Below are 16,460 nucleotides of genomic sequence, written 5' to 3' on the forward strand. Positions count from 1 at the left end.
AATCTAGCTCTTTTGTAGGTGAAGAGATGTTTGTTGATATTTTTATTGAAAATAATTTTCAAAAAATAGATTCTTTATATACATATATTGCTGATAGTGATATGAATATTGGAGTTGGAAAAAGAGTCCTCGTTAGTTTTGGAAATAGCTACAGAGTGGGGATTATTTTAAAAACATATAAAGACTATAAAGGAAATTATTTAAATAAATTAAAGAAAATTGAAAAAGTATTAGATGATGAACCTATAATTTCAGATGATTTAATAGAACTTGGATTATGGATGAAGGATAGATATTTAGTAGGTTATTCAAAAGCATTTGCTCCTATTTTGCCGCCTGGTAATTTGCAGAAAATTAAAAAAAAGATTGAAATTATCAAATATCCATCAGGTGATGATCTTAAAAAATTAAACTCAATTAATTTAAATACTTTTTATGAAGATTTAGAAGACAATGAAAAAAATATAATTGCCGGTCTAAGAAAGAAAAATTATATAAAATATAAATATTTGCCTATAACAGAAATCAAACCTAAAATGCTAAATTTTATTAAGATATCTAAAAATATTGATTTAAAATTGATGGAAGATTTGACAGATAAACAGATACAGGTTTTTAATTATATTAAGGATAAATCTCAAGTATCAAGGAAAGAATTGATGCAAAATCTTCAGATTTCTTACTCGCCAATTAAAACATTAATTGAAAGAGGACTAATAGAAGAGTTCAAAAAAGAAGTTTCTAGGACTCCACAAACTGTAAGAACAATTAGTAACTCACACAGGCTAAATGAGGAGCAACAAAGGGCATATAAAAACATTCTCAAAACCAAGAAAGAAGTTTCGCTTCTATATGGTCTCACAGGAAGTGGAAAAACTGAGGTTTATTTACATCTTGTAAAAAGAGTTATAGAGCAAGGTGGGGATGTAATAGTTTTAGTTCCAGAGATTGGACTTACCCCGCAAATGATAGATAGATTTAAAAATAGATTTGGAAATAAAGTAGCCATCATACATTCAAAATTATCTTCAGGTGAAAGATATGATGAATATAGAAAAGTCTTAAATGGAGAAGTAAATATAGTAGTAGGTGTGAGATCTGCGGTATTTGTACCATTTAAAAATTTGAAGATGATTATCATAGATGAATCTCACGATTCTTCATATAGTTTTCATGATAATTTAAAGTATGACACTATTGAAGTTGCAATAATGAGAATGAAAAATAAAGGTAAAGTTCTTTTAGGTTCTGCAACCCCTTCAATTGAAAGCTATTTTTGTGCAGAAAAAAACATTTATAATTTACAAACTTTAAAAAATAGAGCCACTAAAGGGGCAGTTCTGCCAAAGACTACAATAGTAGATATGCGAGATGAGTTAATCAAAGGAAATATCTCCATATTTAGTAAAGAATTACAGGATTCAATTAATCAAAAACTCAAAGATAAAGAACAAATTATCCTATTTTTAAATAGGAGAGGTTTTTCGAATTTTATATCTTGCAGATCTTGTGGCGAGGTTATAAAATGTGATAATTGCGATATATCTATGACTTATCATAAATCTAAATCAAGGTTAATTTGTCATTATTGCGGAAGTACAAAGCTATTGCCACATAAATGTCCAAGCTGTGGATCAAAATTTATTAAGCAATTTGGGATAGGAACCCAAAAAGTTGAAGAAGAAGTTAAAAAATTATTTCCAAATGCTAGAGTTTTGAGAATGGACAGAGACACTACCTCAAAGAAAAATTCTTATGATAAATTTTATAAGAATATAAAGGATGGTAAAGCTGATATAATTGTAGGAACACAAATGATTTCCAAAGGTTTTGATTTTGAAAATGTAACATTAGTTGGTATAATAGCTGCTGATTTATCTATGTATGTTTCTGACTATAGAGCTACAGAGAATACATTTCAATTGATAACGCAAGTATCAGGTAGAGCAGGTAGAGCTTCAAAAAAAGGCGAGGTTATAATACAGACTTATAATCCGACAAGTGATGTAATTAAATTTTCTGCTCAAGGCGATTTTGAAGATTTTTATGATTATGAGCTTTCTGAAAGGAAACTTTATGAATATCCTCCTTTTACAAAACTAATAGATATTGAAGTTTCTTCAATTGATGAAAATTTATCTTATAAATGGACAGATAAGATATTAAAACTAATTGGCGAAAACTCTAAAGGTATTAATATCAAAGTTACAAATTTGATAAAAATGCCGAAAATAAAACAAAGATATAAAACAAAATTTACTATAAAGATAAGCCCCAAAGAGCTTACTTTGTTACTTGACATATTAAATCGGGTAATAATAAATAGTAAAATAAAAGATGAATTAAAAGTATATTTAAATATAGAATTTTAAGGTGATAAAATGGCAAAAAGAGTAATAAGAACTGATTCTGACCCTCTTTTAAGAAAAACTTCAAAAGAGGTTTCTAAATTTGACGATAGATTAAAAATATTAATTGATGATATGTTTGAAACTATGGATGAAGCACCAGGAGTTGGATTGGCAGCTCCTCAAGTTGGCATTCTTAAAAGAGTTATTGTAGTAGATGACAGAGAAGAAGAAAATAGAAAACGAATGTGTATGATAAACCCTGTAATAACTCGTAAAGAAGGGGAAGATTGCGATATAGAAGGTTGTCTTTCAGTTCCGTTAAAACAAGGTAGTGTTAAGAGAGCCACAGATATTGATGTAGAATATATGAATCTTCAGGGCGAAAAGAAAAGTTTAAATGCAAGAGATTATTTTGCTAGAATTATTCAGCATGAAGTTGATCATTTAGATGGTATACTTTTTACAGACAAAGCTATAGACATATATATTCCAAAAGAGGCTAAGCGATGAAATTTATATTTATGGGTACTCCTGAGTTTGCTGTACCAATTTTAGAACGACTTAATAATCTAGGCGAAATTTCTCTAGTTGTTTCTCAAGAAGATAAGAGAAAAGGCAGAGGTAAAAAGATTAAAGAGACACCAGTTAAACTAAAGGCTCAGAAACTAGGTCTCGAAGTTTATCAGCCAGCAGATATCAATTCAGAAGAATCAATTCTGAAATTAAAATCTCAAGAAGCAGATATCATTGTGGTTGTTGCTTATGGCCAGATATTAAATGATGAGATACTAAAGCTTGGTAAGAAATATATAGTAAATGTGCATGCGTCTTTATTGCCTAAACTAAGAGGTGCTGCTCCTATCAACAGAGCTATAATAGAGGGTTTTGAAAAAACAGGTGTTAGTTTAATGCAAGTAGAAAAAGGACTTGATAGTGGCGGAGTAAGTCATGTTAAAGAAATTTATATTGATGATATGAATGCAGGTCAGTTAGAGCATAAACTATCTATGCTTGGTGCTGATTTACTCGAAGAATTCATTAAGGAAGCAGAATTAGAAAAAATAAATTTCATACCTCAAGATGATAGCCAAAAAACTTATGCTGAAAAGATTGATAAAAACACATTAAAATTAGATTTTAATAATAAATCTAAAGATTTAGTCAACCAAATTCGTGGTTTAAGCCCAAAATATGGAGCAAGATTTTTCTACAAAGATAAGCTATTTAAAATATATCGGGCTGAGATTATCGAAGAAAATCGAGAAATTATGCCTGGAACTATATTAAAATCGAGCAATTCTTTTTTAATTAAGACTTTAGATGCTGCTATTTCAGTCAAAGAAATACAAGCCCCTGGCAAGAAAGTAATGAATATTGAGGACTTTTTGAGAGGTAATTCTTTTGAAAAGGGATATTTAATAGGAGGCAACTAAAATGTATGGATATAATGGTTTTTATGGATTTAATTATTTGATTTATATTTTACCTGGTATACTTCTAGCTATGTATGCTCAAGCCAAAATTAGTTCTGCATATAATAAATATAGAAAAGTTTCAGCTTCAACTTATATGACAGGAGCTGAGGCTGCAAGAGAAATATTAGACAGAAATGGGCTAACTGATGTTACAATAAGAAAAATAAATGGCACTTTGACAGATCATTATGATCCTAGGAATAAAACTTTGAACTTATCTGATGATGTGTACAGAAATAGTTCTATATCTTCAATTTCTATAGCTGCTCATGAGGTGGGTCATGCTCTGCAACATGCACAAGGATATGTACCTCTTAAAATTAGGGCAACTTTAGTACCTTTGGCAAACTTAGGAACACAGCTCAGTTATATTTTTATTATTTTAGGCTTTATATTTTCTATATTTTGGATAAAATTAGGGGTAAGTTTGTTCTTTTTTGCTGTTTTATTTCAAATAGTTACTTTGCCAGTAGAATACAATGCTTCAAACAGAGCAAAAAGAGAACTAGCCAATGGAATATTAGCTGAAGAAGACCTAAAAGGGACGGAAAAAGTATTAAGTGCAGCTGCGCTAACTTATTTAGCTGCAACTTTAGTGGCAATTGGTCAATTTTTAAGACTACTAAGTATTTTTGGTGGTAGAAGAGATTGAAAAAGACTACTAGAGAAAAAGCTTTGTTAATTCTAAATGATGTATTTTATAAAGGTGCTTTTTTAGAAGAACAATTAGAAATATTAAAACAATCTAAGTTAGATAACAGGGACTACACCTTTATTCGTGAAATTACTACTGGCGTAGTACGAAATAGAACGTATTTAGATTATGTTATAAAAACTAATTCTAAGATTAAATTTAATAAAATTCACAAGATAATTTTAACTATACTAGAAATGGCAATATATCAGATGTTTTTTTTAGATAGAGTTCCAAATTATTCGATAGTTTCTGAATCGGTAGAATTAGCTAAGATTTATGGCAATCGTGGTTCTGTTGGTTTTGTAAATGGAATATTAAGAGCTATATCTAAAAATAATGAAATGCCACAAGTCAAAATAAAAGACAGTATAGATAATTTAAGCACATATTATTCGCACCCTAAGTTTTATACTGATTTTTTTTATAATAATTATTCAGAGGATTTTGCTAAAAAGTTGCTAAAGGCCAATAATCAAATCCCTCCCTTTACGATTAGAATAAATACTATAAAAACTGATAGAGAAAGCTTCATAAAAAAGCTTTTAGAAGAGGGTTTTAGTTATGAAGAAACTCCGTATAAATTTGCTCTAAATATAAAGAATCCTGAAGGAATAATAGATAGTTTGCTATTTAAAGAAGGATATTTTTATGTTCAAGATTTAGCTTCTATCTTGGTTTCAGTTTATTTAAATCCTACACCTAACTCGCAGGTTTTGGATTTATGTGCAGCTCCTGGAGGGAAAAGCACACATTTATCTGCTTTGATGGGAAATACTGGTCAGATAGTAGCTTGCGACAAGAATAAAGCTAAGATTAATATTATTAAAAGTAATGCTAGTAGACTAGGAGTAACAAATATAATTACAAAAGTCAATGACGCACAAGTTAATAATGATAATTTTGTGAATAAATTTGATTATTGTCTAGTAGATGCTCCCTGCTCAGCTATAGGTTTATATCGCAAGAAACCAGATATAAAATGGAATAAAGATATTGCTGATATTAAACAATTATCTGAAATCCAATTAGAAATATTAGAAAATGCCAAAAACTATATTAAAACTGGTGGAATTTTATTATATTCTACTTGTTCTGTTTCTAAAATTGAAAATGAAGATGTAATAACACAATTTTTGAAGAATAATTCAAATTTTGTGATAAAAAAAATTGAGAATAAAGATACTTATAAAATGTTTCCTCATATTAATAATAGTGATGGATTTTCAATGACTATGCTCGTAAAAAATAGTCAAAGACTTTCTTAATTTTTACATTTTTGTTTCTATTGTTTATAGTTCAGTGGTATAATATATGGGATTATAGGTGATTAAATGGATTTAAATTCTATGTATATAGATGAATTACGCGATTTTTTTGTTTCCAAAGGCGAAAAATCATTTAGAGGCAATCAGCTATTTACATTTTTGCATGATAAAAAAAGAATTGATATCGAAAATTCAAATTTATCAGCAAAAGCTTTAGAAATTATAAAGAATGAGAAAATTACAACAATTGAAATATATAAAATGTATTCGTCTGAAATTGACGAGACAAGAAAAATGCTTTTCAAATTAGAAGATGATAATCTAATAGAAGGCGTATTGATGAAATACAAATTTGGTTATTCTCAGTGCATATCCACACAAGTGGGTTGTAAAATGAGTTGTGGTTTTTGTGCTTCAACAAAAGATGGAGTTATCAGAAATTTGAGTGCTTCTGAGATGTTAGGTCAAATCTACGCTGTTGAAAATCATTTCAATATTACAATTAGTAATGTTATACTTATGGGTAGTGGAGAACCTTTAGATAATTATGATGAAGTTATTCGATTTATCAGACTACTCCATGATGAAAAAGGACACAATCTTAGCTATAGGAATATTACTTTATCTACTTGTGGTTTAGCTGATAAAATCAGGGATTTAGCAGATGAGGATATTCCTATTAATTTAGCTGTTAGTTTACATCAGACCAATGACACTGATAGATCTAAACTGATGCCTATAAACAGAAAATTCAACTTGGAAGCTTTAAAAAAAGCATTGATATATTATCAAGATAAGACGAATAATAGAATAACTTTTGAATATACCTTAATCGAAGGACAAAATGATAAAGATTCTAATGTTAAAGAATTAAAAATTTTTACGCATGGTTTGAAAACTCATATAAATTTAATTCCACTTAATCCTATAGAAGAATTTAATGAAAAAAGACCTAATTCTTTTGGAATTCAAACTTTTAAGAATAAATTAGAAAATGAAAATATGAATGTAACTATTAGAAGAGAGTTAGGTTCAGACATTAGCGCTTCATGTGGACAACTAAGGCGCAGAGTCAAGAGGTGAAATTTATGAAAGTAGTTTATGCTACAAATGTGGGCAACTACAGGAAAAATAATGAAGATAGTTATTATGTAGATTCTTCAAAGAAGCTATTTGTTTTGGCAGATGGAATGGGAGGACATTTAGCTGGCGAAACCGCTTCTACTATGGCTACTGAAATAATTGCCAAAGATTTTGAAAAATTACCCATAAATCCTAAGATTGAGGATATAATGGACATGACAGTTGAATCAATTAAAGATGCTAATTTAGAAATCTTTACAAAATCTAAAAATATAGATGATTTTAGAGGTATGGGAACAACTGTATCAATGGGCTATATATTGAAAGATACATTTATATACTCTAATGTAGGAGATTCAAGAATTTACTCAATTAAAGAGAATATTGAACAGTTAACTAGAGATGATTCTTTCGTCAACTATTTATTGGAAATAGGCGAAATTACTGAAGACGAAGCTAAAGTTCATCCCAAGAAAAATGTACTTACTAGGGCTTTAGGTACAAATGATGATGTTGATGTTTTAGTTAATAACTTAAAATTAGCTGAAAATGAAATTATTCTTTTGTGCTCTGATGGTCTTACTAATATGGTTTCAGATAATGAAATATATAAAATTGTAAAAAATAATTCACCGGAAATCGCTCGAGATAAATTATTAGAACTTGCATTAAAGAATGGTGGAATGGATAATATTACATTTATTTTAATATATAACGAGTAGGTGTGGCATGATAAATAAAGTATTAGCAAATAGATATGAAATATTAGAAAAAATTGGCACAGGTGGCATGGGTAATGTATTTAAAGCCCATGATAGAAGATTAGATAGAATTGTTGCAATTAAAGTATTAAAAATGGAGTACAATGAAGACAACAATTTTATTAGAAAATTTAAAAGAGAGTCCCTTGCTGCGGCAAGTATATCTCATCCTAATATTGTTAGTATTTATGATGTAGGTAGTGAGATAATGGATGATCAAGAAGTTCATTATATAGTAATGGAATTTATTGATGGTAAAACTTTAAAAGAACTTATAAACGATGAAGGAAGACTTTCAGAAAAGCGAGCTTTAAATTATTGTATACAAATCGCCGAAGCTCTTAAAGTTGCTCATTCAAAACATATTGTTCATCGAGATATAAAATCTCAAAATATAATGGTTACTAGAGATGATAGAGTAAAAGTTACTGATTTTGGTATTGCAAGAGTTGCTGATAATACTACTGTTACTGCAACTAATGCTGTTATGGGTTCAGTACATTATTTTTCTCCAGAACAAGCACGAGGCGTCAAAGTTGACAATCGATCAGATATTTATTCATTGGGAATTGTATTATATGAGATGTTAACAGGAAAACTACCTTTTGATGCTGATAATCCTGTATCAGTCGCACTTATGCAAGTGCAGTCTCCTATGCCTAGACCATCTGATACTATAAGGAGTCTAAGTCCAGATGTGGATCATCTTGTTTTAAAAATGACTGATAAAGTTCCAAATAAAAGGTATGCTGATGTCTTTGAATTAATAAAAGATATAAAAGGTTATACTATGGGGACAAGGTCAATAACGAATAACACAGTTAATACAGGTAATGATAGAACTGCTGTAGTCACACCACCACTAATTAATAATAGATATAACAGGTCTAACAAAAAACCTATACAAACAGATGAGCCAAAGCCTTCTAGGCAAAAGAGGGTAAAAAAGAAAAAATCTGTAGCACCAGCTATTCTTGGAATATTTTCTGCAATTGTGATAATTGCACTATTGGTATATATCGTTCCTAAGGCAATTAAAGGAATGAATGATTCAAATGAAGTTGAAAAAATAATTGTAGAAAGCTATGTCGGAAAAACTAGACAAGAAGCTGAAGAACTTTTAAATGCTCAAGGTCTTACAATGTCTGTAAAAACTTCCGAAGATGAAACACAGCCAGATGGTATTGTGCTTAGTCAAAATCCTGATAAAGGAGAAGAGGTAGAAAAAGGTTCCACAATAACTTTAGAAATAAATGAGTTGCCTGACACATCACCAGTTCCACCACTAAGAGGCCTTTCTTTAGAAGAAGCTAAAAAAGCTCTTGAGGAAAATTCTTTAAAGCTAGGAACAGTTGAAGAAGAATTTAATGAAGAAGTTGAAAAAGGCAAGATAATTTCATCAAATCCTGAAAGTGGATATTCTGTCAATAGAGGTTCTGCAGTAAAGGTTGTAGTTTCTAAAGGAATTGATGATACACCAATTAAGCTTAGCAATTACACGGGAATTGATCAAAATGATGTAGTAAGTCAACTTAAAGATTTGGGAATAGATGTTGTTATAAAAACTGGAACTAGTAATAAAGTTGATGTAGGACAAGTTTATGATATGGAACCAAAATCTGGTGAAACTGTGAAAAAAGGTGATACCGTAACGATTTATGTATCAGAAGGTGCGAAAAATGATACAGAAATAGAAGAGGACGATGAAACTAAAGAAAATAAAACAGATTTTAATCAAGTAAATTATGTTAAAGTTAAGGTTCCAGATGATGGACAAACTCATAAAGTTATTGCAAGACGAATAAAAGATTATAATGGAAATAATGATGGAAGTAAAGTTTGGGATTACAATATTGATCCAGGCGAAACTTCTAATGTAGAATTAGTTGGACCAGGTGAATACGAAATTTATGTGGACGATAGTCTTGTTAAGACTGAAGTAGTGAAATAATGAAAGGTAAAATCATTAAATTAACTGGTGGCTTTTATTATATAAAGGCAGGCGACCAAATATATGAAACTCGTGCTAGAGGTAACTTTAGACATCAAAATGTTGCTCCAATCGTTGGCGACAATGTAGAATTTAAGTATGAAGAAAATAGTCTGGGATATATTGAAAAAGTATATCCCAGAAAAAATATGCTCACAAGACCACGTGTGGCAAATGTGGATACAGCTTTAATAGTAGTGCCTGTAAAAGATCCAAAATATAATCTAATGTTAATTGATAAAACTATAGTACAAGCTGAATTCGAAGGTATAGATATTGCTGTTGTAATTAACAAAAAAGATTTAGATGAAGACGATGCTAAAAATCTTTATAATATATATGATAAATCTGGGTTTAAAACATTTACTATTTCGGCAATTACGGATAAATACTTAGCAGAATTAAAAGAATATTTAAACGACAAAACTGTTGCACTTTGTGGAGTAAGTGGTGCAGGAAAGTCTTCATTAACATCTAATATTTTGAACAAAGAAGTTGAAATAGGAAAAATATCAAACAAAACGAAACGTGGAAAACATACTACAAGACATGTGGAGTTAATATACTCAGATAATATCTATATATTCGATACACCGGGATTTTCTTCAATTGACTTAAATATTGATTATGAACACTTAAAATTATATTTTAGGGAATTTGATAAATATAAAAATTTATGTAAATTTAATAATTGTAATCATATCAATGAGCCAAAATGTGGGGTAAAAGAAGCAGTCTTAAATGGAGAAATTGCCAATTCGAGATACGAAAATTATAGGCAGATTTTTCAAGAATTAAAAAGTAGAGGAGAATACAAATGATATCACCATCTATACTTTCGGCAAATTTTAGTAACTTAGAAAAAGAATTTAATATAATGAATGAGGAACAAGTTAACTTTATACATTTAGATATAATGGATGGAAATTATGTACCAAACATATCTTTTGGTCCTGGTGTTATAAAAAGTCTTAGAACACTTACAGACATTTGTTTTGACACCCATCTTATGATTAATAATCCAGAAAAATTTATAGAAGAATTTGCAAAAGTGGGTTCGGAAATTATTACTATTCATCCTGATTCAACAATTCATCTAAATAGAACTATTTCTTTAATCAAGTCTTTTGGATTAAAAGCTGGGCTAGCAATTAATCCACATCAATCAATTGATGTTCTAGACTATACCATTGAGGATTTAGATCTCGTTCTTGTGATGAGTGTAAATCCTGGTTTTGGCGGTCAAAGTTTTATTGATAATTCTCTTAGAAAAATTAACTCTATTAGAGATTTAATTGAGAAGAGAAAATTAGAGACTATGATAGAGGTTGATGGTGGAATTAAATTAAATAATGCAAAAAAAGTATTAGATGCAGGTGCAGATATATTGGTAGCTGGTTCTGCTATATTCGATGGTAAAAATACAAGAGAAAATATTAGAAAATTTAAGGGCTTATTATGAAAAAGGCCCTTTTAATTTCTGGTGGCAGAAAAGTTTCAAAATATTTAATAGAAAAATATTCAGACAGATATATAATTATAGCAGATAGTGGAGCTGAATTATTAAAAAACTATAATTTGAGAGCAAATTTAGTGATAGGTGATTTAGATTCAATAAATGGAGAAACTTTAAAATATGTAAATGATATTGGTATAAAAATATACAAGTTTCCTGTAAAAAAAGATTTGACTGATACTCATTTGTGTGTGGAGTATTTAGTGAAAAATCATTTTAAAGATATTGTAATTTTGGGAGCACTTGGCACAAGGTTAGATCATGAATTGGCAAATTTAAATTTATTAAAAAGTTTATATAAAAGAAATATAAAATCAAAGATTGAAGATGATAATAATGAAGTATATTATGCTGAGAAAGGTATATATAATTTAAAAAAAGGTAATAAAAAATATATTTCAGTAGTTAGTTCTTCAGCTGAAACAATTTATTCAACTACTGGGTTTGTGTATGAAGTCAAAGGAAAAATTTTAAATTATAAAAATCCTAGTTTGGGTGTTAGTAATGAGATGATTAATGATGAAGGAACTATTGAGATAAAAAAAGGAGAAGCCTTTATTATTTTGTCTAGAGATTAGATTTGATAAAAAAGATATTAAAAAATTTAGAATCTGGCATAGTTTGTTTGGACTGTCCCCTAAATCTTAACAAGAATTAGGGGTTTTTAATATTAAAAGATATATTATTAAAATAAATAGTTATTTAAATTTTTTTATTAAATATAAACAAGTGTTGTTAAACTTTTTTAATTTATAAAAAAAAGCAATAAAAAAAGGATCTTAACCAAGACCCTAAATTCATATTGCTCTTTGAACTTTTCCAGATCTCAAACATCTAGTACATACATTAATTCTTTTAGGTGTACCATCTACTACAGCTTTTACTCTTCTAATATTAGGAGCCCAACTTCTGTTAGAACGAGAGTGAGAGAAGGAAATTCTATTGCCAAATACTTTTTCTTTTCCACAAATATCACATCTTTTTGCCATGCTGCACCTCCTTTGGTTATTACGCAACCATTATTTTATCAAAAATTTACAACTAATGCAAATTAATTTGACAAAATTTTCCAAATATTTATTATTTTTTTAAAAAATTGGTTAAATATTAGAATATGTATTGGGTGCATATAAGAGATAATTCTGTTATTTTAAAGGTTATTCTGATATAATAAAAAGATAAGGAGGTGCCCTAATGCCGGCAATCATAAATCGTGAACTTGGAAATGTAGTTATAGATGATAATGTAATAGCTAATATAGCAGGTATTTCTGCAATGGAAAGCTATGGTATTGTTGGAATGGCATCAAAAAATGCCGCTGATGGAATTTTCGAATTATTGAGATTCGAAAATCTTTCAAAAGGAATTAAAGTTAATACTGAAAATAATGAAATTAATATTGAACTTCATGTTATTCTTGAATATGGAGTGAAAATTTCAACTGTTGGTGAAAATATTATTGAAAGAGTTAAGTATAATGTTGAAGATTTAACAGGTCTTGTTGTAGACAATATTCAAATTTTAGTAGAAGGCATTAGACTTAAATAGTTGGAGGTTAGGTTTTGGAAATTAAGAAAATTGACGGTCCTTTATTAAAAGATGTTTTTAAAGGGGCTGTAAATTACCTTATTTCTCGAAAAAATGAGGTAAATAAATTAAATGTTTTTCCTGTACCTGATGGAGATACAGGGACTAATATGAGTCTTACTGCAAAATCTGCCCTTAAGCAAATTGATAGTTTAGAAGGCGAATTTTTTGTCAAAGACGTAGCTCAGGCAGCAGCACGAGGTGCTCTTATGGGAGCAAGAGGAAATAGTGGTGTTATCCTTTCTCAACTTCTAAGAGGATTTGCGGAAGGTTTGGAAAATGTTGATGAGGCCAATATTACCGATATTACAGAAGCTTTTAAGAAAGCTAGTGAAACAACGTACAAAGCAGTAATGAAACCCATTGAAGGTACAATTTTAACGGTGGGACGTGAAACTGCGGATTTTGCATGGAGAAATCATAAGAAGTATAAAGATTTTATTAGATTTTTAGAAGATGTTATAAAAGAAGCCAATAAATCGCTTGAGGATACTCCTAATAAATTAAGTGTTTTGAAAGAAGCTGGTGTTGTAGATGCTGGTGGTAAAGGACTTGTAGTTTTATTAGAAGGATCGCTTAGATTTTTGAAAGGTGAAGAAATCCTTGAGCAATCAGAAGACGAAGTGATGAAAAAGAAAGCTCAGCAAGAGATAAAATTTACAGAAGCAAATACAGATATTAAATATGGATATTGCACTGAATTTATTATTAATACTGATTACGATGATATTGATGCTTTTAGAGAAAAATTATCTCCTCTTGGTGATTGTCTTTTAGTTGTGGGAGGAGCTGGAACTGAAATTATTAAGGTTCATATTCACACTAATGATCCTGGAGTAGTTTTACAACATGCTTGTGAATTAGGACTATTACAAGATATTAAAATAGATAATATGCGATTTCAACATAGAGAAGTTTTATTTGATGAAAGTGAAGTTGCCGAAGCAAAAGAAAAAGAAGAAGCTGAAGAAACAATAGAGGAAAAAGAAATTTCTTTTATCACTGTATCTATGGGAAAAGGTATGACAGAGACTTTTAAATCTATTGGAGTAGATTATGTTGTAACTGGCGGACAAACAATGAATCCTTCTACAGAAGATTTATTAAAAGGTATTGAAAAAGTGGGAGGAAAAACTGTATTTTTGATACCAAATAACAGTAATATTATTCTTTCTGCTGAGCAAGCACGTGATATTTCAACGAGAAATATTATTGTAATTCCGTCAAAATCAGTGCCACAAGGTATAGCTGCAATTCTTGCATTCAATGAAAATAATACAATTGAAGAAAATACTAAACAAATGACGGATGCTCTTAAATCAATAACAGATGCATCAGTGACTTATGCGGTAAGAGATACTAAAATAAATGGCAAAGAAGTTCATAAAGATGATATAATCGGTTTAGCTTCAAAAGAGATTATTGAATGCGGCAATGACATTGATAAAGTTACTTTTGACACAGTTAAAAATTTGATGAATGATGAAATTTCTCTAGTAACTTTATATTATGGAGAAGATATTGTCAAAGAAGATGCTGAAGAATTAAGAGATAAAATAGAGGAAAAATATCCTGATATAGATGTGGATTTAATTTGGGGAGAACAACCAATTTATTATTATATAATTTCTTTAGAATGAAATTTAGCCTAAAGTTTGACTTTAGGCTTTTTACATAGAGGTAGTTATGAATTTAAATGATAAAGTTACAAAATTAAAACAGGTAGGTCCAAAAAGAGCTAATCTTTATCACAAACTTGACATATATACAATTAAAGATTTGCTTATGTATTATCCTAGAAGATACGAAGATTCCTCAAGAATACTTAAACTCAACCAGGGAATAATGGGAAATAAAAATACCTTTAAACTTAAAATTATCGCCAAACTCCAAGATCGAAATATAAGAAGAGGATTAAATATTTTAAGTTATCTTGCTGAAGATGAAACTGGTGAGGCTGAAATAACTTTTTTTAATGCTAGATATTTTCGGTCTCAAATAAAAGTAGGAAAAACTTATCTTTTTTATGGAAAATCTGAGTTCTTTAAAGGGCGCTTAACTTTAACTAGTCCTGAATTTGAACCAGTAGAAAATGTTAAAAAATTAGGAAAGATTTCTCCTATTTATAAACTTACCAATGGAATATTTAACAATAATATTGAATATTCAGTAAGTCAAGTTATAAATCTTAATTTATTTGAAGAAAATTTGCCTAAATATATTAGAGATAAATACAGACTTATAGAAAAAAATGAAGCAATTAAAAACATTCATTATCCAAAAAGCAGATCCGCTTATATTTCGGCTAGACAAAGACTTATTTTTGAAGAACTTTTTTTATTTGAATTATCTATTCTTAAAAATAAAGTTCAAAAAAAAGATGCAGAATCAATTAAATTTAATTTAGATGATAGAATATTTAGTTTTATTGAGAATTTACCTTTTAATTTAACTCTAGGTCAACAAAAGGTCGTTGAGGAAATATTCGAAGATATGAGAAATGGGCGAACTATAAATAGGCTTATCCAGGGGGATGTTGGAAGTGGTAAAACCATTGTTGCGATAATTATCATGTATTTAGCTTATCTCAATGGATTCCAGTCTACAATAATGGCACCCACAGAAATACTTGCAAAACAACATCTAGAATCATTCACAGAATTATTAGAACCCTTAGGAGTAAAAGTTGCACTTATAGTAGGTTCAACACCCAAGAGAGTGAAAAATGATATTCTTACAAATTTAGAAATAGGTGCAATAGATATTTTAATTGGCACACATGCTTTAATTGAAGAAAATGTAAAGTTCAAAAAGTTAGGTTTAAATGTAATCGATGAACAGCATAGATTTGGAGTAGTTCAAAGAAACTTATTGCAGAATAAAGATAAAGATGCGGCAACACTTGTAATGAGTGCTACTCCAATTCCACGTTCGCTATCTTTAGTTATGTATGCTGATTTAGATGTTTCTATTATAAATACAATGCCAGTTGGTAGAAAACCGGTAAAAACTTTAGCTATAAATGAAAATATGTTATATAAATCTAAACAATTTATAAAATCAGAGCTTGAAAAGGGGCATCAAGCCTATGTTATTTGTTCACTAATTGAAGATAATGAAGAGTTTCAAAATCTTCAATCTGTTGAAAAAGTTTATTCTGATTTGTCTAAATTTTTTAGCAACTATAATTTGGCACTAATTCATGGAAAGATGAAACCAGAAGAGAAGAATAAAATAATGGATGATTTTTCGCAAAATAAAATTAATCTTCTTGTATCTACTACAGTTGTAGAAGTTGGAGTCAATGTGCCAAATGCAACTGTAATGATGGTCTACAATGCCGAAAGGTTTGGACTTTCAACTCTTCATCAGCTTAGGGGAAGAGTTGGAAGGGGTGATGCACAAGCATATTGTATCCTCTATAATTTATCGGATTCAGAAAATTCGTGGCAAAGGATGCAAATAATGCAAGACTCTACTGATGGATTTTATATTGCACAAAAGGATTTAGAGATGAGAGGTTTTGGAGATATTTTTGGAATTAGACAATCAGGTATCCCAAATCTTAGATTGGCAGACCCTATTCGTGACAAGGAAATTCTTAGATATGCAGCTTTAGAGGCAAAAAATATACTTTCAAAAGATAAATTTTTAAATACAGATGAATATTCTTATTTAAATAATGAAATACTTGATTTTTATAGAGATTTAAACTAATAATCTTTTATTATTTAC

General features: G+C 29.4%; 15 protein-coding genes. 14 read left to right on the forward strand and 1 reads right to left on the reverse strand.

What is annotated here, in order from left to right; translation table 11 throughout:
* The first annotated feature begins 26 nt into the window (after positions 1 to 26).
* From priA to ABID14_RS04990, 11 genes are all read left to right on the forward strand, one after another.
* On the forward strand, positions 27 to 2,372 hold the full coding sequence (priA, locus tag ABID14_RS04940) for a primosomal protein N' (RefSeq protein ID WP_354367745.1): 2,346 nt from the start codon (positions 27 to 29) through the stop codon (positions 2,370 to 2,372).
* A gap of 9 nt (positions 2,373 to 2,381) precedes the next feature.
* A complete protein-coding gene (def, locus tag ABID14_RS04945) occupies positions 2,382 to 2,861 on the forward strand; it encodes a peptide deformylase (protein WP_354367747.1) in 480 nt (159 codons plus the stop codon).
* A complete protein-coding gene (gene fmt, locus ABID14_RS04950; RefSeq protein WP_354367749.1) occupies positions 2,858 to 3,784 on the forward strand; it encodes a methionyl-tRNA formyltransferase in 927 nt (308 codons plus the stop codon). Before def ends, fmt begins: the two co-directional genes overlap by 4 nt.
* Before the next feature lies 1 nt (position 3,785).
* A complete protein-coding gene (locus tag ABID14_RS04955) occupies positions 3,786 to 4,478 on the forward strand; it encodes a zinc metallopeptidase (RefSeq protein WP_354367751.1) in 693 nt (230 codons plus the stop codon).
* Entirely contained in the window at positions 4,475 to 5,788 is a 1,314-nt protein-coding gene (gene rsmB, locus ABID14_RS04960; protein WP_354367753.1) for a 16S rRNA (cytosine(967)-C(5))-methyltransferase RsmB, read from the forward strand. Before ABID14_RS04955 ends, rsmB begins: the two co-directional genes overlap by 4 nt.
* A 66-nt stretch (positions 5,789 to 5,854) precedes the next feature.
* Positions 5,855 to 6,871, forward strand: a complete 1,017-nt coding sequence (gene rlmN, locus ABID14_RS04965) for a dual-specificity RNA methyltransferase RlmN (protein ID WP_354367755.1) — start codon at positions 5,855 to 5,857, stop codon at positions 6,869 to 6,871.
* Positions 6,872 to 6,876: 5 nt separating this feature from the next.
* On the forward strand, positions 6,877 to 7,593 hold the full coding sequence (locus ABID14_RS04970) for a Stp1/IreP family PP2C-type Ser/Thr phosphatase (RefSeq protein ID WP_354367757.1): 717 nt from the start codon (positions 6,877 to 6,879) through the stop codon (positions 7,591 to 7,593).
* 7 nt (positions 7,594 to 7,600) lie between these two features.
* Complete coding sequence (gene pknB, locus ABID14_RS04975; RefSeq protein WP_354367759.1) at positions 7,601 to 9,583, forward strand: Stk1 family PASTA domain-containing Ser/Thr kinase; 1,983 nt, start codon at positions 7,601 to 7,603, stop codon at positions 9,581 to 9,583.
* Positions 9,583 to 10,443: a ribosome small subunit-dependent GTPase A gene (gene rsgA, locus ABID14_RS04980; RefSeq protein WP_354367761.1), complete on the forward strand. Its 861-nt coding sequence runs from the start codon at positions 9,583 to 9,585 to the stop codon at positions 10,441 to 10,443. Before pknB ends, rsgA begins: the two co-directional genes overlap by 1 nt.
* Entirely contained in the window at positions 10,440 to 11,084 is a 645-nt protein-coding gene (gene rpe, locus ABID14_RS04985) for a ribulose-phosphate 3-epimerase (RefSeq protein WP_354367763.1), read from the forward strand. The genes rsgA and rpe overlap by 4 nt, the downstream gene beginning before the upstream one ends.
* Positions 11,081 to 11,716: a thiamine diphosphokinase gene (locus ABID14_RS04990; protein WP_354367765.1), complete on the forward strand. Its 636-nt coding sequence runs from the start codon at positions 11,081 to 11,083 to the stop codon at positions 11,714 to 11,716. The genes rpe and ABID14_RS04990 overlap by 4 nt, the downstream gene beginning before the upstream one ends.
* Before the next feature lie 219 nt (positions 11,717 to 11,935).
* On the opposite strand, the gene rpmB is transcribed toward ABID14_RS04990, so the two are convergent.
* Positions 11,936 to 12,127: a 50S ribosomal protein L28 gene (gene rpmB, locus ABID14_RS04995; protein WP_354367767.1), complete on the reverse strand. Its 192-nt coding sequence runs from the start codon at positions 12,125 to 12,127 to the stop codon at positions 11,936 to 11,938.
* A gap of 205 nt (positions 12,128 to 12,332) precedes the next feature.
* Here rpmB and ABID14_RS05000 point away from each other — a divergent pair, with 205 nt between their 5' ends.
* From ABID14_RS05000 to recG, 3 genes are read left to right on the forward strand one after another with little or no spacing between them, the layout of a single operon-like run.
* Positions 12,333 to 12,686: an Asp23/Gls24 family envelope stress response protein gene (locus tag ABID14_RS05000; protein ID WP_354367769.1), complete on the forward strand. Its 354-nt coding sequence runs from the start codon at positions 12,333 to 12,335 to the stop codon at positions 12,684 to 12,686.
* A gap of 14 nt (positions 12,687 to 12,700) precedes the next feature.
* Entirely contained in the window at positions 12,701 to 14,365 is a 1,665-nt protein-coding gene (locus ABID14_RS05005; protein WP_354367771.1) for a DAK2 domain-containing protein, read from the forward strand.
* A 46-nt stretch (positions 14,366 to 14,411) separates the two neighbouring features.
* A complete protein-coding gene (recG, locus tag ABID14_RS05010; protein ID WP_354367773.1) occupies positions 14,412 to 16,442 on the forward strand; it encodes an ATP-dependent DNA helicase RecG in 2,031 nt (676 codons plus the stop codon).
* Positions 16,443 to 16,460: the final 18 nt, after the last annotated feature.

This window comes from Peptoniphilus olsenii (assembly GCF_040545475.1).
Classification (GTDB): domain Bacteria; phylum Bacillota; class Clostridia; order Tissierellales; family Peptoniphilaceae; genus Peptoniphilus_A; species Peptoniphilus_A olsenii.